At 68.2% G+C, this 21,334-nt stretch carries 18 protein-coding genes, 1 tRNA gene and 1 pseudogene; 11 read left to right on the forward strand and 9 right to left on the reverse strand.

The features are described from left to right. Positions 1-156: 156 nt before the first annotated feature. The 4 genes from HDA31_RS28565 to HDA31_RS28580 are packed head-to-tail and all read left to right on the forward strand — an operon-like array spanning position 157 to position 5,039. Positions 157-936 (forward strand): hypothetical protein, encoded by a 780-nt coding sequence (locus HDA31_RS28565; protein ID WP_178062880.1) that lies wholly within the window; start codon positions 157-159, stop codon positions 934-936. Next, a complete protein-coding gene (locus tag HDA31_RS28570; RefSeq protein ID WP_178062879.1) occupies positions 933-2,261 on the forward strand; it encodes a ParB N-terminal domain-containing protein in 1,329 nt (442 codons plus the stop codon). Before HDA31_RS28565 ends, HDA31_RS28570 begins: the two co-directional genes overlap by 4 nt. Next, complete coding sequence (locus tag HDA31_RS28575; RefSeq protein ID WP_178062878.1) at positions 2,258-4,147, forward strand: DEAD/DEAH box helicase; 1,890 nt, start codon at positions 2,258-2,260, stop codon at positions 4,145-4,147. The genes HDA31_RS28570 and HDA31_RS28575 overlap by 4 nt, the downstream gene beginning before the upstream one ends. Beyond that, positions 4,137-5,039, forward strand: coding sequence for a protein NO VEIN domain-containing protein (locus tag HDA31_RS28580; protein WP_178062877.1), 903 nt, complete (start codon positions 4,137-4,139; stop codon positions 5,037-5,039). Before HDA31_RS28575 ends, HDA31_RS28580 begins: the two co-directional genes overlap by 11 nt. Before the next feature lie 160 nt (positions 5,040-5,199). On the opposite strand, the gene HDA31_RS28585 is transcribed toward HDA31_RS28580, so the two are convergent. Continuing rightward, positions 5,200-6,368, reverse strand: a protein-coding gene (locus HDA31_RS28585) for an IS3 family transposase (protein WP_178067011.1) whose coding sequence is annotated in 2 segments (ribosomal slippage) — positions 5,200-6,081 and positions 6,084-6,368 — 1,167 coding nt in all. Because the reading frame shifts where the segments join, the coding sequence is not laid out codon by codon here. A gap of 335 nt (positions 6,369-6,703) precedes the next feature. Here HDA31_RS28585 and HDA31_RS28590 point away from each other — a divergent pair. Then, complete coding sequence (locus tag HDA31_RS28590) at positions 6,704-8,146, forward strand: PIN-like domain-containing protein (RefSeq protein ID WP_178062876.1); 1,443 nt, start codon at positions 6,704-6,706, stop codon at positions 8,144-8,146. A 278-nt stretch (positions 8,147-8,424) separates the two neighbouring features. Here HDA31_RS28590 and HDA31_RS28595 read toward each other — a convergent pair whose 3' ends face one another. From HDA31_RS28595 to HDA31_RS28610, 4 genes and pseudogenes are all read right to left on the reverse strand, one after another. Beyond that, positions 8,425-9,285 (reverse strand): pPIWI-associating nuclease domain-containing protein, encoded by an 861-nt coding sequence (locus HDA31_RS28595; RefSeq protein ID WP_178062875.1) that lies wholly within the window; start codon positions 9,283-9,285, stop codon positions 8,425-8,427. A gap of 350 nt (positions 9,286-9,635) precedes the next feature. Next, positions 9,636-9,707 (reverse strand) — tRNA-Lys (locus tag HDA31_RS28600). A gap of 78 nt (positions 9,708-9,785) precedes the next feature. Continuing rightward, positions 9,786-10,220 (reverse strand): annotated as a pseudogene (locus tag HDA31_RS28605) (radical SAM protein); the annotation flags it as partial. A 28-nt stretch (positions 10,221-10,248) separates the two neighbouring features. Next, positions 10,249-11,244: an AraC family transcriptional regulator gene (locus HDA31_RS28610; protein WP_178062874.1), complete on the reverse strand. Its 996-nt coding sequence runs from the start codon at positions 11,242-11,244 to the stop codon at positions 10,249-10,251. Positions 11,245-11,746: 502 nt separating this feature from the next. Here HDA31_RS28610 and HDA31_RS28615 point away from each other — a divergent pair. The 6 genes from HDA31_RS28615 to HDA31_RS28640 all read left to right on the forward strand — a co-directional run bounded on the left by HDA31_RS28615 (position 11,747) and on the right by HDA31_RS28640 (position 18,263). Next, positions 11,747-12,241: a hypothetical protein gene (locus HDA31_RS28615; protein ID WP_178062873.1), complete on the forward strand. Its 495-nt coding sequence runs from the start codon at positions 11,747-11,749 to the stop codon at positions 12,239-12,241. Continuing rightward, positions 12,238-12,519 carry a PqqD family protein gene (locus HDA31_RS28620; protein ID WP_178062872.1) on the forward strand — a complete coding sequence of 94 codons (282 nt, stop codon included), beginning with the start codon at positions 12,238-12,240 and terminating at the stop codon, positions 12,517-12,519. The genes HDA31_RS28615 and HDA31_RS28620 overlap by 4 nt, the downstream gene beginning before the upstream one ends. A 664-nt stretch (positions 12,520-13,183) precedes the next feature. Continuing rightward, on the forward strand, positions 13,184-15,865 hold the full coding sequence (locus tag HDA31_RS28625; RefSeq protein WP_178062871.1) for a putative Ig domain-containing protein: 2,682 nt from the start codon (positions 13,184-13,186) through the stop codon (positions 15,863-15,865). Positions 15,866-15,962: 97 nt separating this feature from the next. Continuing rightward, on the forward strand, positions 15,963-16,808 hold the full coding sequence (locus HDA31_RS28630) for a hypothetical protein (protein ID WP_178062870.1): 846 nt from the start codon (positions 15,963-15,965) through the stop codon (positions 16,806-16,808). Then, on the forward strand, positions 16,805-17,734 hold the full coding sequence (locus tag HDA31_RS28635; protein ID WP_178062869.1) for a nucleotidyltransferase family protein: 930 nt from the start codon (positions 16,805-16,807) through the stop codon (positions 17,732-17,734). The genes HDA31_RS28630 and HDA31_RS28635 overlap by 4 nt, the downstream gene beginning before the upstream one ends. Further along, positions 17,727-18,263, forward strand: a complete 537-nt coding sequence (locus tag HDA31_RS28640) for a lasso peptide biosynthesis B2 protein (RefSeq protein ID WP_178062868.1) — start codon at positions 17,727-17,729, stop codon at positions 18,261-18,263. Before HDA31_RS28635 ends, HDA31_RS28640 begins: the two co-directional genes overlap by 8 nt. A gap of 140 nt (positions 18,264-18,403) precedes the next feature. Here HDA31_RS28640 and HDA31_RS28645 read toward each other — a convergent pair whose 3' ends face one another. Genes HDA31_RS28645 through HDA31_RS33410 form a run of 4 tightly spaced genes read right to left on the reverse strand, consistent with a single transcriptional unit; the run spans position 18,404 to position 21,216 of the window. Continuing rightward, positions 18,404-19,561 carry an asparagine synthase-related protein gene (locus HDA31_RS28645; protein ID WP_184871981.1) on the reverse strand — a complete coding sequence of 386 codons (1,158 nt, stop codon included), beginning with the start codon at positions 19,559-19,561 and terminating at the stop codon, positions 18,404-18,406. Between the two features lie 7 nt (positions 19,562-19,568). Next, positions 19,569-20,435 (reverse strand): ABC transporter permease, encoded by an 867-nt coding sequence (locus HDA31_RS28650; protein ID WP_178062866.1) that lies wholly within the window; start codon positions 20,433-20,435, stop codon positions 19,569-19,571. After that, on the reverse strand, positions 20,432-21,046 hold the full coding sequence (locus HDA31_RS28655; RefSeq protein WP_074475539.1) for an ABC transporter ATP-binding protein: 615 nt from the start codon (positions 21,044-21,046) through the stop codon (positions 20,432-20,434). The genes HDA31_RS28650 and HDA31_RS28655 overlap by 4 nt, the downstream gene beginning before the upstream one ends. Positions 21,047-21,060: 14 nt before the next feature. Next, positions 21,061-21,216, reverse strand: coding sequence for a lasso RiPP family leader peptide-containing protein (locus tag HDA31_RS33410; RefSeq protein WP_376701472.1), 156 nt, complete (start codon positions 21,214-21,216; stop codon positions 21,061-21,063). Positions 21,217-21,334 lie beyond the last annotated feature (118 nt).

The raw sequence follows: 21,334 nt of genomic DNA on the forward strand, positions 1-21,334 counted from the left end.
ACATGAAGGTGCCTGGAGCGAGACCACCTATGCGATCACCCAACGGCCTTGGTGAACTGGCGGGGCCGGACGTCAGGGAGGCTAACGACAGTGTTGCCGGACGACGCTGCGCCATGTCGGCATGCGGGGGCACCCTCGCCGGATGCCGTACGTAGGGTGGACTACCTGATCCAGAACTTGGCCACAGATGCCGACGTGCTGGCCCGGTACGGGCTGACGGCCGAGGAATATCGCGACGCTATGCCCGCGGCGATCGAAGCAGCGCGCGGCAGCATGAGCGCGAGCAACGCCGGCCGTCGCCAATTTCTGCTCGACATCCTAGAGGCGCTGCTGAAGGCGGGGTTGGTCGAGAGCGTCACCAAACCCCAGTACGGAGACGACACTGTTTACCGGCTGACGGTCCCCCGGTTCGGCAGCGTGGCGATCATTCAGAAGGGCTGCCCGGACGGCGCGCATAGCAGCATTCGCTGGTCGGTACCGGATTGGGCACGCGAGACGTACCTCTGGTGGCTGTGCGACAGTATGAAGGCCGAACCGGGTGAGCACATCGCTAAGGGCATCCAGCGCATGCGCAGCCGCGTCCTCGACCCGGCCGACCGGACTGTAGATGGCGTCATCTTCCACAATCACCTATGTGGCACACCCAAGCGTCGTTGCCCGAAGCAGGATCGAGCCGTGCAAATTGGCGGGCTGCTGGTGCCCCCGCCGTGCGTTTATATCATGCCCGACAGCAGTAAGCCCAATGTACGCGACTTGAACTGGGCGGGCACGCAGCAGCGCTTCTTTCCCGGCATCCTGCTCGGCCTATTCGGGATTGATCAGCAAGCCTTGCCGGCGTATCTGGGGCATGTCGGTTTCCAACGCAAGAACGGTGAGGTCCGAACCACCGTCTCGGCTAGATTCGGCATCGGCCGTTCAACCACCTACAGGAGATGATCCGGTTGTTCAATCCGATGCTAGACCAGGATCGCGTGGTGCTGCTACGGAACCGTCACCCAACGCGTCATGTGCTGGTTCCGGCCTGGCCACGCGAGCAGAAGGAGCTGCCGCAGATCGAGGTTGAGGTTGCTTGGGTCCGTTTTTCCACGCTCAACCATCGCACCAAGGCCGAGCAGCGCCGTGAGATTCACCGCGCTGGCCAAGCTGATCTGTTCACCGCTGACCCGCTCGGCCCGGTCGCCCAGGAGGCGCAGTACCGCATCCTTACCAGCCAGGAAGGCTTCAAAGAGCTGAAGGCGGACCTGAAAGATCGCGGTCAGCAGGATCCGGCGATCATCACTGCCGAGGGCGTTCTTATCAATGGAAATCGGCGTACCGCCGCCTTGCGCTCGCTTTACCAGGACGACGACTGGATGAAAGCGCGTTACGTCCAATGCCTTGTCCTCCCTGAAGACGCTCAGATCGACGAGCTCGTCGATCTTGAGGCAGAATTGCAGATCGCGCGCGACTTCAAGCAAGAGTACTCGTGGATTAATGAGGCGTTCCTCATCGAGGAACTTTACGACCGCGAGGGCAAGGATTTTGGGCGCGTCGCCCGTCGCATGCATAGCGACGTTGCGAAAGTGAGGGATTTGCACGATAAGCTTCAACAGGTGCACCAGCTAGTTGACCTTTCGAAGGGTGCTCGCCTGCACGTCGATTTCGCCGACAATGAGTCCGCCTTTACTGAGCTGACCGGACATATTCGAAACAAACCCGCAGCCGAGGCCGACAGTGTGCGGGCGGCATACTTCCTCGGCACATTGGCCAACGTGGAGTACCGCAAGCTGCGTCATCTCCGACGTGCAGACGCGGCACAGCTTATCCAGCGCGAAATTGAGCGCGATCCCGCGCTCAAGCCGGTGCTCGACGCCGCCCGTTCCGCCGAGGCTGCCGATCCGGGCGACGACCTGCTGAACGACCTGCTTGGCGAAGACCCACCCGCGCAGCCGCTGAATGAGCTGCTCAGCTTGATTGCTGCTCGGACACCCGACGAGAACGTAAACCTCGGCAACGGGGACAATGTCTCCGCCCGTCAGGTTCTTACCTCCCTACGTGGCGCAATCGTCGCTGCCGCAGAGGAGGCCGCGGACGAAGCGGCAGACCAGTCAGCAGTCAAGGCCCCATTTTCCCAGGCCGAGAAGGCGATCAACGCACTTAAGCGAATCGGTAAAGATCTCCCAAAAGCTCGGGCTCAGGCTGAGTGGGATGAGCACCCTTTCGGTCTTAAGATCGCCGAAATCAAAGGACTGCTGAATGAAATCGAGGGCCGCCAGGCGTGATTGTCGCCGAGCTTTATCAGCAAGGCCGCCCGCTCGTCGTCGTCACCCGCCAGGCCCCAGCCGTCGCTGGGGCCTGGGCCCGCCTGCAGGCATCGATGTCCCGAGGAATCGTCGGCGGGTCGGCCGACCGCATGGAGGTGCGCGTCGATGTCTTTCTGGCTGAACTAACGGCGCTGCGTGAGGTGCGAACGGTCTTCTCGGAGCCGATTCGGCTGGGCCCCACGCTGCAGGAGCAGATCCGCTCGCTTATCAGCGACCAAAGGCGCCGCGAGGACGTCGCTGCCGGATCCCATCCGACGTCGCCCGACACGCTAGCGGCCCAGCTAGCCGCAGCGGGCTTCCGCCGCCACTTGCGCGGCTTCCAGCTGGAGAACCTCGCGTTGATCCAGCGGCTCCCGCACGGCGCGGACTTCTCCGTCCCCGGTGCCGGCAAGACCACGGTCGCGCTGGCCAATTACACTCTGATGCGAGCTCGCAAGGACGTTGAGCAGCTTCTCGTCATCGCGCCCCTCGCCGCTTTCGAGGCATGGCGTGAGGATGCCGCGGCATGCTTCGAGAGGCCGCCCCGCATCGCGACCCATGCCGGGGCTGTCTCGATCGACAGCGACGTCGAGCTGCTACTGACCAGCTATAACCGCGTCGCCTCCGACTACGACCGCATCCGGGGGTACGTCGGCCGCCGACCCACCCACGTCATACTCGACGAAGCGCACCGGGTGAAGCGTGGAGCCCAGGGAGTGCACGGCCGCGCGGTGCTTGACCTCGCCTACGCCGCTCGGCGCCGCGACATCCTGACCGGCACCCCAGCCCCTCAAGGTGCCTTCGACCTAATCGCCCTCATGCGCTTTCTCTATCCAGGACAAGACCAAAGGATCCTGCCAGCGAGCGCTTACAACGAACGCGCGGGCCGCGACGACGATGTGCTGAGCCAGACCAGCGCCGCGATCCAACGTTACTTCGTCCGCACGCCCAAGTCACGCCTTGGCCTGCCCAGCACCACCTTCGATGTCATTACGCAGATGATGAGCCCTATCCAGCAGGCCATTTATAGTGCGCTGCTAGGTCGCTACCGCGGCGACTTCGAGCTGGACCGCCCGACCCGTCGGCAGTTCGACAGGCTAGGCAGGGTCATCATGTACCTACTGGAGGCTGCGACTAACCCAATGCTGTTGGTCGCCGGCTCGGACGACGCCGATGAGCTTGGATTCATACACCCGCCGCTTGCCCTAGACGGCAGCGAGCCGCTCGCTGACTTGCTGGCCCGGTACCGCGACTATGAAACTCCTTGGAAGTATGAGCATGTCAAAGCGTTGCTCGAGCAAGCGCGCGAACGTGGCGAAAAAGTCATCGTCTGGTCTACCTTCGTACGCAACATCCGATCGCTAGCCACGCACCTCAAGAGCTTCCAGCCGGCCATCGTGCACGGAGGAATTCCCACACGAGACAGCGCGCCGAACGGGACGCTCACTCGCGAGGCCGAGCTGGATCGCTTCCGACACGACCGAGACTGCCACGTCCTGCTTGCCAACCCAGCTGCTTGCGGTGAAGGCATCAGCTTGCACCACTGGTGCCATCACGCCATCTACCTCGACCGGACCTTCAACGCTGGCCACTTTTTGCAAAGCCAAGACCGCATCCACCGGCTTGGACTCAAGGACAACGTGACTACCCGGTTTACACTGCTCCTCAGCGAGGGAAGCATCGACGAGACCGTCAACATCCGACTGCGTGAAAAGATCACTGCCCTGTCCACGCTAATGGACGATCCAGGCTTGGTGCGTGTGGCTCTTCCCGAGCAGGACGATGACACGCCCGAACATCCGGCAGCCTCGGACGATATGGAGGCTATCGCATCGCATGTTAAGGCACGGCTCGATGCTGCCTAAGCGCGGTATAGCCCACGCGGTTCTGCTCCTCTGCCATGCCGCCCACCTCGCACCACGCCGCGATGTCGCAGACTGGGTCGGTGCCGCCAGTGCCCAAGGTGGCTTTATAGCGGCCGCCACGGACTTGACTGCGCCTGCGGAGCGCCTGCTGGCCGTCGGGCTCGCCAAGCAAACCAAGACGATTGTTCTAGCGCCTCCGCTCGCTGGAATCGCAAGCATAGCCAACAGCGCAACCTTGCGCCATATCGCCAGGGTGCTGTTGACCTACGACGCGCCTTCCTGGCTGCGCATCGCAGTGTCGCCTGACGGGGTTTCCCGCGAATACATCCCTACGAATGTCTTGCGCGACTTAGAATGGCTTGATCCCGAGCTTGACGACATACTTCTGGACGTCGTCCGCTCGGTGAGCATTTCCCGCGGCACCGAGTTTGCTAAGCGGATCGGCGACGCCGCCGAGGCGGTTATACTGGCGGCGTTGCGAGCCGACGGCCGGCATCCCACCCACGTGGCGCCCATCTCCGATACATTTGGGTACGACATCGAGTGCATTGGCCCGCCCATGCTTCGCGTGGAGGTCAAAGGTTGCAGCGTCAACAGCCGCGGCACCTTTCATTTGAGCCGTAATGAATACAACAAGAGCCTCATTTACGGCGACGAGTGGATTTTGACTCAGGTCGTCTTCAAGAGCGAGGCTTTTGTCGCGTCGGTTCTCAAGCCAGCGCATATCGCGGGCGTCTTCGAGGTCAGCGCCCGGGATGTCGCTTTGGTGGTTCCAGCGGATACTACTGAGTTTGTATGGACCGAGTCGGCGGTGATCACCCCACTGCCTACTGCATGGCGTCCCGTCTCTTATTCCATCGCTGATGTCACCATGCCAGGCCTCGCACGTTGACTCGCATGAGCCAGAGCAGGCGAAGCAATTCCTTCGCCCTCCAAGATTTCGGCGACCCCGCTAGACGCCTCGAACCGAGTTATGGCGGTCCGGCAGCCTTTGCCTGCGCACCGCTGCTGGGAGCGTCTGGGTCTGCTGCACCGATAGGTGACAGTTTCAGTCACGCGGCCTGACTGGCCGGTGGGGTCATGATGGTCTCGTACTCGATAGGGGTCAACCGGGACAGGGATCGTTGGCGTCGTCGGCGATGGTAGGTCCGTTCGATCCAGGTCACGATCGCGGTCCCGAGCTGCTGCCGGGTCGTCCAGGTTCGGCGGTCGAGGACGTTGTTCTGCAGCAGGCCGAAGAACGATTCCATGGCGGCGTTGTCGCCGGCGGCGCCGACTCTGCCCATCGACCCGGTCACGTCGTGCTGGTTTAGGGCGTGGACGAATTTTCGGCTGCGAAATTGCGACCCGCGGTCGGTGTGCAGCACGCAGCCGGCCACGTCACCACGGCGGGCTGCGGCGTTGTGCAACGCGGTGACGGCCAGGCGGGACTTCATCCGTGAGTCGATGGAGTAGCCGACGATCCGGTTCGACCACACGTCCTTGATCGCGCACAGGTAGAGCTTGCCCTCACCCGTGCGGTGCTCGGTGATGTCGGCCAGCCACAACCGGTTCGGGCCGTCGGCGGTGAAGTCTCGCTTGACGAGGTCGTCGTGAACCGGTGGACCGGCCTTGCCACCCTTGCCGGGCTTCCTGCGCTTGCTGAAGGCGCTCCACCAGCCGTTGTCCGAGCAGATCTTCCATCCGGTGCGCTCTGCCATCGGCTCTCCGGCGGCGCGGGCCTCATCGATCAGGAACCGGTAGCCGAACTCCGGGTCATCGCGGTGGGCGTCGACCAGGGCATTCGCGCGGTAAGCAGCGACGAGTTCGGCGTCGCGGACAGGCCGGGCGAGCCACCGGTAGTAGGGCTGACGAGCGATGTTCAGCACCCGGCACGTCACCGCGACGGGGATCCCGTCGGCGGCCAGCTCGCTCACGAGCGGGTAGAGCCTTTTCCCGGCAGATGCGCCTGCGACAAGTACGCCGCGGCCCGCCGCAGGACCTCGTTCTCCTGCTCCAACAACCGGATCCGCTTGCGGGCCTCGCGCAGCTCGGCTGACTCGCCACCGGTCGTGCCGGGCTTCGCGCCAGCATCAACGTCGGCTTGGCGCAGCCACTTGAACAACGTCATCGGGTGGACCCCGAAGTCCTTCGCGATCTGCTCGACCGTCACACCTGGCTCGCGGTCGCGGGCCACCCGCACGACGTCATCACGGAACTCACGAGGGTAAGGCTTGGGCACAGCGACATCCTTCCAGCCCGCCACCAGGGCAAGCCATCTCAGATGTCACCTACCGGTGCAGCAGACCCTCTGCTTGCAGCTCGGCGTTAACTGGTCACTATTGTGCTAGATGGCACGGGCAGCGTCGCGGTGGGGCGACCTGCCGGCACCCGAAAGCCGATCAAGCCGCAATACTTCAGAGTTGATGCGATATCGAAACGACCGTAGTCGCCTGACGCCCTGCTATTGCTCCAGAAGTGAGGCATCACTGGAGGGCTCCTAGCGCGCCGCATCGCTAGAGGGTTGACCATCGACGCAGGCTCGACGGGAAGCTTGGAGAAGCGTAGTTTGTGCCCGTGAGCGACTCACTCGGCATCCCCAATCCAGGCAAGCTAGGACTGCATCAGGCCTTCCGCGCGTGGACAGATCCGGACGTAGGGGACTCTTCCTTTGACGGCTTGGTTGTTTTAGATGCAAGTGCTCTGCTTCACATGTACAGAGTAACCAAAGCAGCAAGAGAGCAGGTCTTTGCGACTCTTAAGAGAGTCGAGGATCGCCTCTGGATTCCGCACCAAGCTGCCACCGAGTTCCACCGGAACAGGCGGGGGGTGGTCGAGGGCAAGATGGCTCAGTTTCGGGAGATGCGAACGACGCTTGCGCACGCCAGTATCGTCGCTGTATCGAGTCTCAAGAAGTCAGTTCAGCGCCTAGTTGAATTCAGGCAATACAACATGGCAAGCCGAGACTGGGATCCACAAGGATATGGACTGGATGAGAAATCCATTCACGGCAGGCTTGTCGGTCTCATGGATTCGGCCTTGGCTGAGCTGAAGGCTTTGCAGGATGAACATGACATCGGTCCCGGAGATATCGCGAATGAAGATCCGATACTTCAGCAGCTTGATCTTCTCACGCGCGGCAGGATAGGGAAACCGTACTCGCAGCGACAACTGATGGAAATCGTAGGTGAAGCTATCGATTTTCGCTTCCCGAACGAGATTCCTCCTGGCTACAAGGACGCAGGGAAGCGGTCTCCGTATGGCGCTGCAGGCGATTACGTTTTCTGGAGGCAGGTTCTCGATCGAGCCTGCGAGGAGCCACGGCATAACATAATTACCTTGGTGACAAATGACGCCAAAAGCGATTGGTGGATTTTCGACAAGAGTGGAGAGCCGATAAAGCCTCGCTCCGAACTTAGCCAGGAGATGTTTGAGTGCACAGGCGCGCAATTGCGGCTGTTGACCCTTTCTGGATTACTTGGAACAGCGGCCGCTAAATTTCCCGGCAGCGTCAGTATTGAGACGGTTCGTTCAGTCCGCAGGTCTGAGACAATGGCTCGGATCGCCGAGACGGTGAGCGTTTTGCGTGCTACCGCTAGCGAGCCGCTGGACTCAGATTTGCAATCTTTGCCACCATTCATGTTTGAGCAGCTTGTTCTGGCACTTCTAATCGCGATGGGGTATCAGGACGTCGAGTCGATCGCAGATAGCTCGACTTCGGGCTATAGCGTTCGAGCAGTGCATCCTCATTCGAATCTCGGCAACGGAATCACTCTAGTGGCGGTCGGACGTGGCTCGGAGCCCGTTGAGAAAGAATGTATTCATGCACTCATAAGGGCAATGCAGGAGTTCGCGGCCGAGTCTGGGATGGTGGTGACCACAGGCGAGTTTTCACAGACGACTAAGGAGGCTATTGGGGATTTCGAAATACAGCTTATTGATGGTCGCCGGTTGCTGGAGCTGCTGGATGAGTTCCTAGAAATTGGGGCCACCATCTCAACGCTCTCCGGCGAGAAGTGAGTGCTCTCGCTCTCGATGGATCTCGATGGGGTGACAGGAAGTGTTGGCCGAACACCAGTGGCGAAGGTCCGACGGCGAGGCTACCGCACAGCAGCGCACGGTGGTACCTGGCTGTTTCCCGATGCCTGGCACTAGCCGACTGGAGGTGCCGCCCAGTGCTCAAGGGCCGCCCGCGCGGCCATACGGGCGGCGTTGACCGGGCCGACCCGCTTCGTGGCTCGGCGGACTCGCAGGACCACCGTCGACCGGCCTTGACTCGTGGCCTTGTTGTCGATCCGCTAACCGACGTCTTGCGTCGTTGGCTGGACACCTCGGACTAGCGTCGACAGGAATCGGATGGAGTCCTCGACGCGGTGCTTGATGGTCCGGAGGGTGGGGATGTCGAGGCGTCCTGCGGCACCGTGCGTGCCCTTGTTCAACCGGGAGAAGAGATTCATCACGTCGTTGACGTTCGTTTCCATGAAGTCGTCCAGGGCCTCGTAGCCGGCACCGTTGAGGTCAAGCAGGTAACCGATTTTTCCCGTCGTGCGACCGCCCTTGCCGTCGGGTCCTCGCTCACAGTTCGGCTTGGTCAGCAGCACCGCAGCGTCGGTAGCCTTCATGTTGATTAGTTCTACGATGATCTCGCGTGCGCTGGTGCAGAAATGCCGCGCGGCATCTGGGTTACGCGGGTTGACGCGAACAGCGCGCCCTCCCATCGGTTGTGCAGGTCCTTCGACAACACGGACAACTCGGCGATGATCGGCGTGCCCCCCCATCTCGTCCGCGTCGGCGACCGTCTCGGTTAGGAGGGCGTTGGCAACCTGTACGCTGTTGGCCGTCTCAGCTTCTGCCAGGTCAGCCAGTTCCTGCCCGCGCTCGTTCCACAGCTCGGACTGCTCATCAACGCGGGAGTACGCGGTGTGTAGCGCGATGGCGGAGGTCTGCACCGTGACGTAGCGGGTCGTTGACCGCTGACGGTTGAGCCGTGCACTCTCGGCGTTGAGTCGCTGCCGATTGGAACGCACGCGTGCGTTGTGCGCAGGTACCTCGCGGTTGTGCTTGTCAACGGCGCGCTTCACCTCGCGGTTGTACGCCGCAGCCTCGCGGTTGTAGGTGGTGACGGCCTGCGTCAGCTTGCGGTTGTGGTCGTCGACCATGCGCTTGTACTGAGCAGGAGTGATTTTCCGGGGCACCGTAACCGCCGTAACGTCCGCCAGCGAGGTTACGCCGCGACACATCGCACATCGCCACTGAAGGGATAGTTGTCGGGGTCTGCACCTCAAGGTCATGCACGAGCACGCCGTGAAGCTACGCGGTTGGTGTAGGGCTCCGCGTTGCCGGCCACGGTCCGGCGGTTGCCCACGGAGCGCAGCCTCATCGTCCGTCGACTGCGGCGGACCGTTGAGCGAGACTATTGAATCAGCAGAAACGAACGAACGCGCGAGCAGCCCACGAGCATCCGGGCTCCATTGTGGATCGCTGGTGCCGTATTCCTGCAGGCCAGTAGAGGACCGTGGGAGTGCCGACAGAGATTGCTGTGGATTAAAAGTCCTCAGCTCTGCCATTGAGCTAACGGCCCGCTGAGCCACAGATTACCCGAATGCCTCCCCCGGTTCGGGTCCGCCTGCGGGCAGCCCTGCGGCCCGATTCGGCCAACCGTGCAGCCCTCCGGGTAACGGACGTCCTCGTGCACGCCCTTGAACACCTTGGCGCGAACGTGGTCCACACCCAGCTCGCGCAGCCGGTCCAGGTCGGCGGTGGAGCGACCGAGCACGACCCGGAGCAGCGGCGGGTAGAGCACGTACAGGGCGGTCACGTCGAAACCCGCGCGCCGAAGGATCAGGTAGTTGCGGGCGTAGGCGTCGAGTTCCAGCCCGCGCAGCTCGCGCTCGGGCTGGTGGATCGCGGCGACGATCTTCGCCACCCGGTCCGCCGGGACACGCTCGGCGAAGGCCGCCACGTCGTCGGAGGCGAGGTTGGTGTTGATGCTGATGAAGTGGTTGCCGACCAGGCCCCGGCACAACTCGACGAAGCCGGGATACATGAACGGCTCGCCGCCGGACATGTGCACCAGGCAGACCTTGCCCAGCTCCATCAAGGCGGGGGAAACTCAGGTCGCTCTACAGGGCCGTCTGCCGCAGCGTGTCGTGGGGAAGGCAGCCGTATTCCTTGCGGTATGCCTGAGCGAACCGTCCGGTATGGGCAAAGCCCCAGCGGCGGGCCATCTCCGTGACGGTCTGTCCTGGCATGGCGTTCTCCAGGTCGTGGTGCGCCCGACGTAGCCGGACGGCACGCAGAAGCCCCATCGGGCTCTGCCCATGGTGCCGCTGAAAGGCGACCTGCAACGCGCGCGGACCGACGTCGCAGGCTGCGGCGATCTGGACGACGGTCAAGGGCTCGGCGGCGTGCGCCTCGATGAAGTCGGTGGCGCGGCGAACCACCGCGGAGCGGATACTCCGCGGGCTCGGGAGGTAGGGCACGGTCATGGTGGTGTTCGGAAAGACGGCCACGGCGGTGGCGGCGATGAGGCTGACGAGGCCGGCTCGCACGAGAGGGCTGTGGATCGCGGCGTCGTCCTCGGTGAGTTCTCGGTGCACGAATGCGGTGACCGACTGCCACAGGGCTGCCATGGCGGGGGAGACGGGCGTCATGGTGATGAAGCGGAAATCAGCGGAGGGCAGCCCGGTGCGGAGCGCGGCGACTGCGGCGATGCGGGGCAGGGGCAACCGGACGATGCGGGCCGCCACATCCTCGGCGACTAGGGTGGAAGGCGACTCGGGATAGCGCCCTACCGTGCCGGGGCTCAGGCGTAACTCCTCCTGCCGGCCGACGATCGCGCATCGGCCGCGAGTCAGGGCTACCGCGGCGAAGCCGGGATAGGGCGGAGTCTCGGCCTGCGCGCTAAGCGTGTACCGCATCGTGTCCATCGCCAGCTCGTCTGCGAGCAGGGTGCGTCGACGGTAGTAGAAGCGACGGCGAGGCCCGGAGATCTGGGCACGGTGATCGCCGAAGTTGCGTGCTATCAGGTCGTGCGCGCGTTCAGGGTCGATTGTCTCTACAAGGGTGTGGGTGACTGGCTCCGGCCCGGTGGAACGTTTCGTTCGATTCTCGCTCACGTCTCACCTCTCGTGAGCCGATCCGGGCTTCCTCGTTTCCTTTGTCTGGTTGAACGGCTAGCTTGCCGGTCGGCAATGGCCAGTCGCCGAGAACGTGGACGACGCGACACGCCGACGGAAGCATGGGATCCGTTTTCCGCAACGCGCTGTCCACCTCACGAGCCCGGGTTGCAGGTCGGGCTGGAGTGCTGTTCGCTGGTTCGTCACAGTCTGATTCCTCCGGCGTGGACTATCTCAGTCAGGCCCGGCAGGGGACCGGAATTCGACGTTGTGGTGACATGAACCCTGCAAGCCGAACTGTCGGATAGCTGACTTTGTGGCTGTGGGGTGCCAAGCTCCAGCTCCGACCTAACGTCTGCGATGTCCGAGCCACTGTCCCCGACGAGGCGAAGACGGCCGGCCGGTCGGGCCAGGCGCCGATGCGAACCCTTGATCGGCCGGTCCGCATCGGCGGGACACGGGACCACGGTACGGGGTACGGCCGCGAGCGGAGGAGGCGCGCATGGGCAGCGTCGAGCCGGCGACGGCCCTGCACCGGGCTGTGGTCCACCACCCTGCCGGTGGCGCGGCGCAGCGCTGGCGGGCCGGCGGGCGGGCCGTGCTGGCGCTGCTGCGCCGGGGCACCTGGCGGTTCACCGACGCGCCCCGCGCCCGGGAGGCGCCCTGGCAAGCAAAGATCATTGCCGGGTTGGGCCTGGCCCGGCAGGCGCGGCGCGCGTTCGACGCCGAGCAGCGCGCCGCGCCGCGCCGGCTGGCCGCCCGGATCGTCCGGCACCTGCGCCGCCGTGACCTGACCATGACCCACACGACGACCCGGGAGTTGGTGTGCGCCTGGGACGGCGGCGGGGTCGACGGCTCGCTGGTCGACGTAGAGGCGCTGCGCCGGGAGTGGTCCCGCTGGCCGTTCGACTCGCGCACGGCGGCGCTGGTGCAGCAGGTGTGGCTGGCCGGCCTGTCGACCGCGCCGGGGCAATCCGATCTGGAGGCACCGAGATGAACAGCGACGAGTCCATCGTGTACAAGGTCCGGGGCGACCGGGTCGCGTGGCGGATCAGCGGCGACGAGACGGTGCTGCTGGACACCGGGCGGTCCGTCTACTTCGCGCTGGACCGCTGCGCCACCTCGCTCTGGCCGCACCTGGTGGCGGGGGCAACCGCCGCGCAACTGGCCGAGGTGCTCGCCGGGCAGGCCGCGGTGCAACGGGATCGAGCGGCGGCCGACGTGCGGTCGTTCCTGGCCGATCTGGAGGCCGCTGAACTGCTCGAACGCATCTGACCCGGGCGGCGGGCTACGGCAGCCAGCGCGCTGGGACAGGCCGGCGCGGGATCTCCGCCAGTTCGTGCCGGTGCGGGTCCGGGGCGCGTCGAGCCACGCGTCGGCGTGGAAGCGGGCGTCGGGCGCGCTGACGCCGATCACCACGGCACGCAGCACCGGTGCCCCGCGTACCTGCGTTGGCGGACCGGCGCGCTCTCTCCAGTCAGCCATGACGCCGCCGCGCGGCCCGCAGTTCCCAGCGCACATGGCGTCCGACGGGCGTGCCGCCGACCCGCGCCGCGTACGCCCGCAGCAGGCCCCACCGGTCGCGACGCGCTGCGGCGAATGGTAGCCAGCTCAGCTTGAAGCAAGGCCAACGGGTCCTTTCAGTGAGGAATACCCGCCTGTCTAGTGAGCCCTAAGAACGCCACTTAATAACTGCCAGGAATATGGACAAGCGCCCATCTCATAGTGCTATAGAGATATAGCACCGAATTGATGTTATTCGAGTATTTGTCGTGTTCGGACGAGCATCGTCACGGCGCGCGTGACCACGGCGTCGGCCAGCCCCACAGCGACGTGACCACTGGTCGGCCTCCCTTCCCGCGCGCCCAGTCCCCGTCGGTAGACCTCGGGCACCGGCCGTCGCGCGCTCGCCCCGGCCGGTGTCCAGCTAGGAGCACCCATGTCCCTGTCGCACCGCCTCCGCCGGCTGGCCGCCCCGACGGTCATCCTCGCCCTCGTGGTGTCCGCCCTGGCGACGGCACCCGCCTCCGCCCGCGACCCGGTCCGCGAGCGGGCCGCGCCCGCCGCGGCGACGCAACCGGCCACCCCGGTCACACCGATCGCCAAGCCGGCGGCGAAGCCCGTCAAGCCGGCCGCACCCGCGAAGCCCAATGCCGCCCGCAAGGGCGGCCGGGCCGTGGTGACCTGGAAGGCCCCCGACGACCACGGCAGCAAGCTCACCGGGTACGTGGTGACCCCCTACCGCGACGGCAAGGCGCAGCCGGCGAAGTCCTTCGACGCGTCGAAGACCAGCCGCCAGCTCACCGGCCTGCGCTCTGGCGGCACGTACACCTTCACCGTCGCCGCGCGCAACGCGGCCGGGACCGGGCCGGCGAGCCCGCGTTCCCGCGCCGCCGGGCCGCTGGCCCTGCCGTCCGCGCCGACCGTCATCGCCGTCTTCGCCAACAGCGTCGGCGCGACGCTGAGCTGGACCCCGGGCCCCGACGGCGGCTCCCCGGTCACCAACTGGGTGATCACCCCCTACATCGGCGGCGTGCGACAGCCCGCCCAGACCCTCGGCCCCGCCACCACCGGCGTCGTCACCGGCCTCACCCCCAGCGTCACCTACCGGTTCACCGTGGCCGCCCGCACCGCCGAGGGCACCGGGCCGGAGTCACCGCTGTCCCCGGCGGTGACCACCAACGTCTCGCCCACCCTGGCGTTCCCCGTCCCGGAGCCGGGCGCCGTGGGCGTCGCCTACGTGGCCGCCCTGGACGTCACCCGCGGCGTCCCGCCGTTCGTCTGGTCTGTCCAGTCGGGCAGCCTCCCGCCGGGGTTGACCATCCGCCCCCACGACGGCACCCTCTCCGGCATCCCGACCGCCGCCGGCACCTACCCGCTCGTGGTCCGGGTCGTCGACGCGGCCGGCAACTACGGCTCCCGGCTGATCGTGCTCACCATCAACCGGGCCCCCAGACTGGAGAACCCGGCACCGCCGCTCGGCGAGGTCGGCGCGGTCTACACCGACCAACTCCTCGTCGTCGGCGGGACCGCGCCCTTCGCCTGGTCCGTGGTCGAGGGCACGCTGCCCCCGGGGCTGACCCTGGACCCGGCCAGCGGGCTGCTCTCTGGCACGCCCACCGCGGCCGGGGCCTACCCCGTGACGATCCGGGTCACCGACGCGTTCGGCCTCACCGACACCCAGAGCTTCCGGATCCTCATCCAGGCGGCCAGCATCGTGACGCTGACCTCCGAAGCCTTCGTCGCCAACTTCGGCAGCCCGGTCGCCTTCAAGGTGGCGATCGGCCCCGGCGTCGCCGAGGGCACGGTCACCCTGGTCGACGTCCTGCCCAACGGCACCGACGCTCCGATCGGCACCTTCCCGGTGGTGTTCAACGCCTCCGAGTTCCAGGTGCAGATGCCCGCGTTCGGGCTCAACCGGTTCCGGGTCCAGTACGACAGCACCAACACCAACGCGGTCGTCAACTCCAACACGGTCACCGTTGACGTGCGGGCCGTGCCGGGGCAGCTCATGCTGAGCCAGTTCGCCCAGTCCGGCGTCAACGGCCCCGCCGACCAGTTCGTCGCGGTGATCAACACGACGTCGATCGACGTGCCCATCGCCGGCTTCCGGATCGAGGCCCCGGGCGGGTTCACGATCACCGTGCCGCGAAGCGCCCGGCCGGTGGCGCCGGCACACGGCTACCTGATCGCCGCCCCCGACTACTCGCTGCCCGACATCGAGCCCGACCTCGTCGTCCCGTCCCTCGGGACCGGCGGAGGCTTCCGGGTGATCGCCTCCGACGTCCCCGGCACCGTGGTGGACAGGGCCGGCTCGGCACCCGGCTTCTACGAGGGCACCCCACTGCCCGCGTTCACCAGCCCGCCCTTCGTCACGCACGCCTGGTCCCGGTTGCGGGTCAACGGTCAACCGCAGGACACCGACGACAACAACGTCGACCTCAAGCTGGTGGCCACCGTCTACGGGCCGATCAACGGGGTGCCGTCCGCGCTCGGCGCCCCGTCACCGCGCAACGCCCTGGGCGCCTACCAGCAGAACCACATCGTCCAGTCCACCCCGCTCGATCCGGACATGCCCATCTCCTCCGCGCCCAACCGGGTGGTCAACGGAAACCGCCTGACACTGCGGTTCGCCCTCACCAACCGGGGTGCCACACCCGTCAGCCAGGCCCGGATCCGGATCACCTCGCTCAGCCAGGCCAACGGCGCGCCGAGGCCGGGCGACCCGAGCCCGCCACCGCCACACGGCAACCTACGGGTCATCAACCCGACCACGCCCACCACCGAGGTCACGCTGACCAACGGCCAGACCGTCCTCGTCAACAACCTGTCGCTGAACCTGCCGTCCACCTACCCGCCCGGCGGTGGCCTGTACAGCCTGCTGGCGGTCCCGATCGCCTTCGGTGGCCTCGGCCCCGGCAAGACGATCTACGTCTCGCTGACCTTCGCCACCGACACCCCGGGACCGTACTGGGTCGGCTGGGACGTCGACGCCCTCGTCAGCTCCCCGCCGTCGACCGCTGCGAAGGTGGCCGGTGCCACGAAGAAGAAGATCAAGCCGGCCGGGCCCATGACCGGCCCGTTCCACCAGGGCGGTTTCCGCAGCGGCACGCTGCGCTGACCGGCCACGGGCACCGGAGGTGCGGGCGGCACGACGTCGCGCCGCCCGCACCCCCGGCCCACCCCGACCACGACCGAGAAGAAGCGGAGAACACGACATGCGGCTGTCCGGGCGTTTCGCCTACGGCCTGCGGGTGCACGGGCTCGACGGGGTGCCCGAGCTGCCACCCGCCCACCCCGGCGACGACCTGCCCCAGGTCCGGATCCGGCAGGTCACCGACGGGCCGCCGCCCGCCCCCGTCACCCTCAACCACCGGTACGGCGCCCGGCCGCTGGCCGACGGCTGCCGGCACCTCGCCGTCGACCGGGCCCGCCGCACCGCCACCTTCCACGGCCCGCCGCTCACCGCCGACCTGCTCGCCCACCCGTACCTCGCCCCGGTCGCCACCGCGTTCAACCGGTGGGCCGGCCGGGAGACCTTCCACGCCGGCGGGTTCTGCGGCGGCGGCCGGGGCTGGGCGGTCGCCGGCCCCCGTACCGCCGGCAAGAGCAGCCTGCTCGCGGCCCTCGCCGACCGCGCGGTGCCGGTGCTCGCCGACGACGTCCTCGCCGTCGACGGCCGCGACACCTTCGCCGGGCCGCGCTGCATCGACCTGCGCGCGCCGGTGCCCGGCACGGCCCTGCCCCTGCGCCGCGCCCGCGACGGCACCCGGATCCGCGTGCCGCTGCCGCCCGTGCCCCACCGGATGCCGCTGGGCGGCTGGTTCTTCCTGCACTGGGGCGACGCCCTCCGGCTCGACCCGGTGCCCCCCACCGAACTGCTCGCCCGGCTCGCCGCCTGGCGCTCCTGGCGCGAGCTGCCCACCGACCCGGCCACCCTGCTGACCCTCGCGGCCCTGCCGGCGTGGCACCTCACCCGCCCCCGCGACTGGGCCGCCCTCGACGACGTGTGCCGGCTCCTGGAGTCCGTCACCACCACGGCTCCGGAGCTGGTCGCGCCATGACCCTGCCCGCCGCGCTGTACTGCCTGGCCCTCGACGAGACCGCCGCCGCCACCCACGCCGCCCTGCGCGACCGGGGCGTCGACAGCATCCTGCTCAAGGGAGCAGGGCTGGCCCGCCGACTCGGCGTCGAACGCACCTACGGCGACGTCGACCTGCTGGTCGACCCGGCCCGCTTCACCACCGCCGAGGAGGCGCTCGGCGACCTCGGCTACCGGGTGGAGATCCCTGGTGCCCGCCCCGACGACTGGGCACACTGGCACGAACGGCTGTGGCGGGCCCCCAGCCCGGGCGGGCTGGCCGTCGACCTGCACCGGGGTTTCCACGGCGTCGGCGACCCCGCCGCCTTCTGGGCAGCGCTGTGGGCGGACGCCGAGCCGATGCCGCTCGCGGGCCGCACGGTCGCCGTGCCGTCCGCCGCCGCGGCGGCGCTGCTGGTCGCGCTACACGCCGCGCACCCGGGCGGCTCCCCACGCCCCCGCACCGACCTGGACCTGGCGGTACGGGTGTTCGACGCCGGCACCTGGTGGGCCGCCGCCGCCCTCGCCGGGGCGACCGGCGCGACCCGGACCTTCGCCTTCGGGCTGCGCCTGACCCCCGCCGGAGGCGAGCTGGCCCGGCGGCTGGCCCTGCCGACGGCCACCTCGGCGCTGCACCGCCTCCTCCACGGGCAGGGCGCGCCGGCGGCGTACCAGCTCGCCCGGGCCGCCGAACTGCCGGCCACCCGCGACCGGCTCGCCTACCTGGCCCGGCGGCTGGCCCCCTCCCCTGCCGCGATGCGCCACAGCCGGGCCATCGCCCGCCGGGGCCGGTCCGGGCTCGCCCTGGCCTACCTGCTCCGCTTCGCGCGGGCCGGCTGGCAGGTGTCCCGGGCGATTCCCGAGTACCGCCGCGCCGCCCGCCTGGCCCGCCGGCCCTCCGGTGACTGACCGCCACCGCCCAACGCTCTCCCGGCGGCTGTCCCTGGTGCTGGGGCCGCCGCTGCGGCTGCTGCGCCGGCACGGCCCGCACGGCCTGCGCGTCGCGGCCTGGACGGTCCGGGCCCGTCGCCGCGTCCGCCGGCAGGTCGCCCACGGCGGCCTCGACGCCGTCCGCCCGCCCGCCCCACCGCCCGGCCCGGACGCCGACCGCGAGGTGGTGCTCGCGGCGCTGCGCCGCACCGGCGCGAACTGCCTGGAGCGGTCCCTGGTGCTGCAACGCTGGGACGCCGCCCACTGGGTCCCGCGCACCCTGGTCATCGGGGTGACCGCGCCCAGCACCGGCTTCCACGCCCACGCCTGGCTCGACGGCGACCCCGACCCGCACCGGGCGGGAATGAACGAACTGCTGCGCCGTCCGCCGGACCCCGGCTGGCTGCCCGACGCTGACGAGCCCGGGGCCGACCCTTCCCGCTCCGGACGCGCCCGGCGGCGGGCCCACGCAAGCGAGCCGGGTCAGGCCCGCTCGACCAGGCCGTAACCGTCCAGCAGCCCGCCGGCTGGGTCCAGACCGAAGTGGACGGACTCCCGGGCGCCAGCACCACGATCCTTCTCACCGGCCCTGCCGCCAGGCCGCCCGCTGCGGCACCACCCGCTAGACGACGCTGGGCTGCTGGGCGCTCACGAGGGCACCTCCGTGCCGCCGCCGACCACCGGACGCACCGACGGCCCCGGTGGATTCTGCCTCAACCACAGGTGCTGTACGAGCCCGGACGTGCACTCCGGCACCGGCCAGCGGGCCCACACCGCACGCAGGCGGCCCGGGTCGACCACGCTGGTGTCGACGCCGCCGCCGTCCCAGCCGCGTACGAACTCGCGGGTCGGCGCGCGCAGGAACACCTCCAGGAAGTGTGCCTTGGCCCGGGGCGCGATCACGACGGCGGGCAGCTCACCGGTGGCGATCCCGGCGAGCAGCTCGGCCCGGGGCGGGCGTTTCCGCCGGCCGGCCCAGCCGACGAGCGCGGCGACGAACGTCGGGTCGAGCAACGGGTGCCCGACCGCCACGTCGTGGTCGTCGGCGACCAGATCGAAGCTGGCCATGGTAATCCGCAGGTCTCGACGGCGCAGATGCCAGGCGATCCGATCAGCCAGCCGGTCCGGCTCGGCGCGCTGTTCGGCACGGTGCGTCCGCAGGATCTCGTTGGCCGCCTCACGCCGCAGCCAGGGGAAGACCTCGGCGCCCTGCCGATGGCTCCCCAGCAGCCGCGCGCGAACCCGCCCAGCCGTCCGGCGCAGGTACGCTGGCACCGATGCCGAGGCGGGCAGCCGCCACCCGGCGAGCACCTGGTCGCCGCCGACCCCGGTAAGCAGCGACCCACCGGCCGCCAGCTCGACGATCGGCAGGTGTAGGTGCAGGTTCAGCGGATGCCGCAGGCCATAGCGGTGCAGGAAGCGGCCGGCCACCGGCCCGACCAGGTCCAGGTCATCGTCGGCGGTCAGCACCTGCCAGGTCCCGCGCAGGCCCAGCGCCCCGATCACCTCGTCCTGCCAGGACGACTCGTCCGCCCGGGGCGCGCCCCGGAACCGCCAGGTGACCGGCACCGGGTCGGGTAGCCCCTCCCGGCGGGCGACCCGGGCGGCGACTGCGAGCACCAGCGAGGAGTCCAGTCCGCCGGAGAAGCTGAGCACACAGGGCGAACGGCGCAGCGCGGGCAGCACCGCCGCCTCCAGGGCGGCCAGCGGCGTCGTCGATTCGGCAGCCGGGGGTGGCGCGGGCGCGTCAGGGTCCACCCCCTGCACCAATCCGGTAGCCAGGTCGTACGCGGTGGGCCAGCGCATGGTCACCTCAGTCCCGGTTGAGCGTGCCCCGGCGGCAGGCCAGGCGCAGCGACAGGTCGAAGAGCCAGAGCGATGCCGGCAGCAGCACCGCCGTGCCGGCGAGCAGGACGAGCAGGTCACCGGCCCACGGCTGCCCGGCCAGGGCGTGTCGCAGGCCGTCGAGGGCGATCCGGCTGGGCAGCGCGGCCGTCGCCCAGTCCGGCACTCCCGACAGCACCGCCACCGGGAAGTACGTGCCGGAGACGAACGAGAGCCCAACGAGCAGGAGGCGGGCCACCAGGTCACCGCGGCCGAACGCCACAGTGAAAGCCATCAACCCGATACCGAGGGCAAGCATCGCCGCCGCCGAGGCCACGAGGATCAGCACCACCCCGGGCCACTCCGCTCGGCCGACGTGCAAGCCGAACACCAGGCCGAGTAGGGCGAGGTAGCAGCCGGAGCGCAGCAGCGCGAGCAGGAACGGGTAGCCCGCCATGCCGAGGGCGAGCAGCCACCTCGGCACCGGCTGGGTCACCAGCATCTCCAGGGTGCCGTCCCGCTGTTCCTGGCCCAACCGGGCGGTGACCTGGCTGGTGGCCGCCTGCACCACGAGCATGAACGTGATGCCGACCGCCACGAAGTCGAAGTAGCTGGGCGAGCCGGCAAGGGCACCGTCGGCGGGAACACTGAGCACCCGGGAGACCAGCAGGAAGACTGCCAGGTTGACGATGCCGAACGCCAGGTCGAGCGCCAGCGGCGGGACCAGGCGGCGGCGCTCGGCGAGGTCCCGTACGGCCAAGGCGCACAGCACCGCGAACGCGCTCGCCCGCTTGCCCGCGGCGGTCCCGGCGTCGGCCGGGTGGGCGACGCCGCCCGCCGCCAGCCCGGCTGTCACCGTCGCACCGGAAAGGTGAGGGTCCGCTGGCACCGCTCCTGGTCCTCCCGGTGGTGGGACACCAGCACGCAGGCCAACCCGGGGCGGCGGTCGAGGGCGGCCCAGAGCAGCGCCCTCGCCTGCTCGTCGAGGGAGCGGCCGGGCTCGTCGAGGACCAGCGCCGCCGGGTCGCCGAGCAGGGCACGGGCCACCGTCACCCGGGCCCGCATCCCGGCCGAGCAGCGTTCCATCGGCAGCGCGGCGTACGGTCCGATCTCGAACTCGTCCTCGAGCTGCCCGACGGCCCGGGCGGCGCTCGGGCGGTCGAGCCGCAGCCGGGCGGCGAACAGCAGGTTGTCGTGGCCAGAAAGCTTGTTGTAGAGGCACTGCTCGGGGCTGAGGCAGGCGGCCAGCAGCCGCCGGGCCGCGCGGGAGCCGGCCGGCTGGCCGCCGACGGTCGCCTCGCCCCCGGTCAGCGACAGCGCGCCCGCGAGGCAGCGCAGCAGTGTGGTCTTCCCGGAACCATTGCCCCCGGTCACGAGCAGTCGTGTTCCCGCTGGCACGTCCAGATCGAGGCCGGTGAAGACCGGGTGCCGTCCGAACCAGCGGGATGCGCCGCGAAGGCTGAGCACGGGGTGGGCATCGTTCAGATGGAGGCCCCGGAGCCACCGACGCCGTCGCCGATGGGCAGCGTCCCGCCCTGGGTGAGTTCCGCGAGGGTGCCGAGACGCCACACACGCGGAGCCTGGTACTCGCGGCCGGTCGGGATCCGGGGAGATGGCCGGTTAACGCGGTTTTTCATCACTTACCACTCCTGTGTCGGCTTTAGGGCGATTAATCGCATGGTAGCAGGACCGGCCCTTCTGGAAGCCAATCCCTAACAAGGCGGCCCTGGCCCGCCGCGCGCCGCCCGTGGCGAC

It is taken from the genome of Micromonospora carbonacea (assembly GCF_014205165.1).
Taxonomy (GTDB): Bacteria; Actinomycetota; Actinomycetes; order Mycobacteriales; family Micromonosporaceae; genus Micromonospora; species Micromonospora carbonacea.

What these genes read in the sequence shown, in the direction of transcription:
- HDA31_RS28595 (WP_178062875.1), bottom strand. Translation starts at nt 9,285, where the DNA reads ATGGTCGACGACCACAACCGCAAGCTGACGCAGGCCGTCACCACCTAC.
- HDA31_RS28570 (WP_178062879.1), top strand. Translation starts at nt 933, where the DNA reads ATGATCCGGTTGTTCAATCCGATGCTAGACCAGGATCGCGTGGTGCTG.
- HDA31_RS28625 (WP_178062871.1), top strand. Translation starts at nt 13,184, where the DNA reads ATGTCCCTGTCGCACCGCCTCCGCCGGCTGGCCGCCCCGACGGTCATC.
- HDA31_RS28635 (WP_178062869.1), top strand. Translation starts at nt 16,805, where the DNA reads ATGACCCTGCCCGCCGCGCTGTACTGCCTGGCCCTCGACGAGACCGCC.
- HDA31_RS28645 (WP_184871981.1), bottom strand. Translation starts at nt 19,561, where the DNA reads ATGCGCTGGCCCACCGCGTACGACCTGGCTACCGGATTGGTGCAGGGG.
- HDA31_RS33410 (WP_376701472.1), bottom strand. Translation starts at nt 21,216, where the DNA reads ATGAAAAACCGCGTTAACCGGCCATCTCCCCGGATCCCGACCGGCCGC.
- HDA31_RS28615 (WP_178062873.1), top strand. Translation starts at nt 11,747, where the DNA reads ATGGGCAGCGTCGAGCCGGCGACGGCCCTGCACCGGGCTGTGGTCCAC.
- HDA31_RS28630 (WP_178062870.1), top strand. Translation starts at nt 15,963, where the DNA reads ATGCGGCTGTCCGGGCGTTTCGCCTACGGCCTGCGGGTGCACGGGCTC.
- HDA31_RS28580 (WP_178062877.1), top strand. Translation starts at nt 4,137, where the DNA reads ATGCTGCCTAAGCGCGGTATAGCCCACGCGGTTCTGCTCCTCTGCCAT.
- HDA31_RS28620 (WP_178062872.1), top strand. Translation starts at nt 12,238, where the DNA reads ATGAACAGCGACGAGTCCATCGTGTACAAGGTCCGGGGCGACCGGGTC.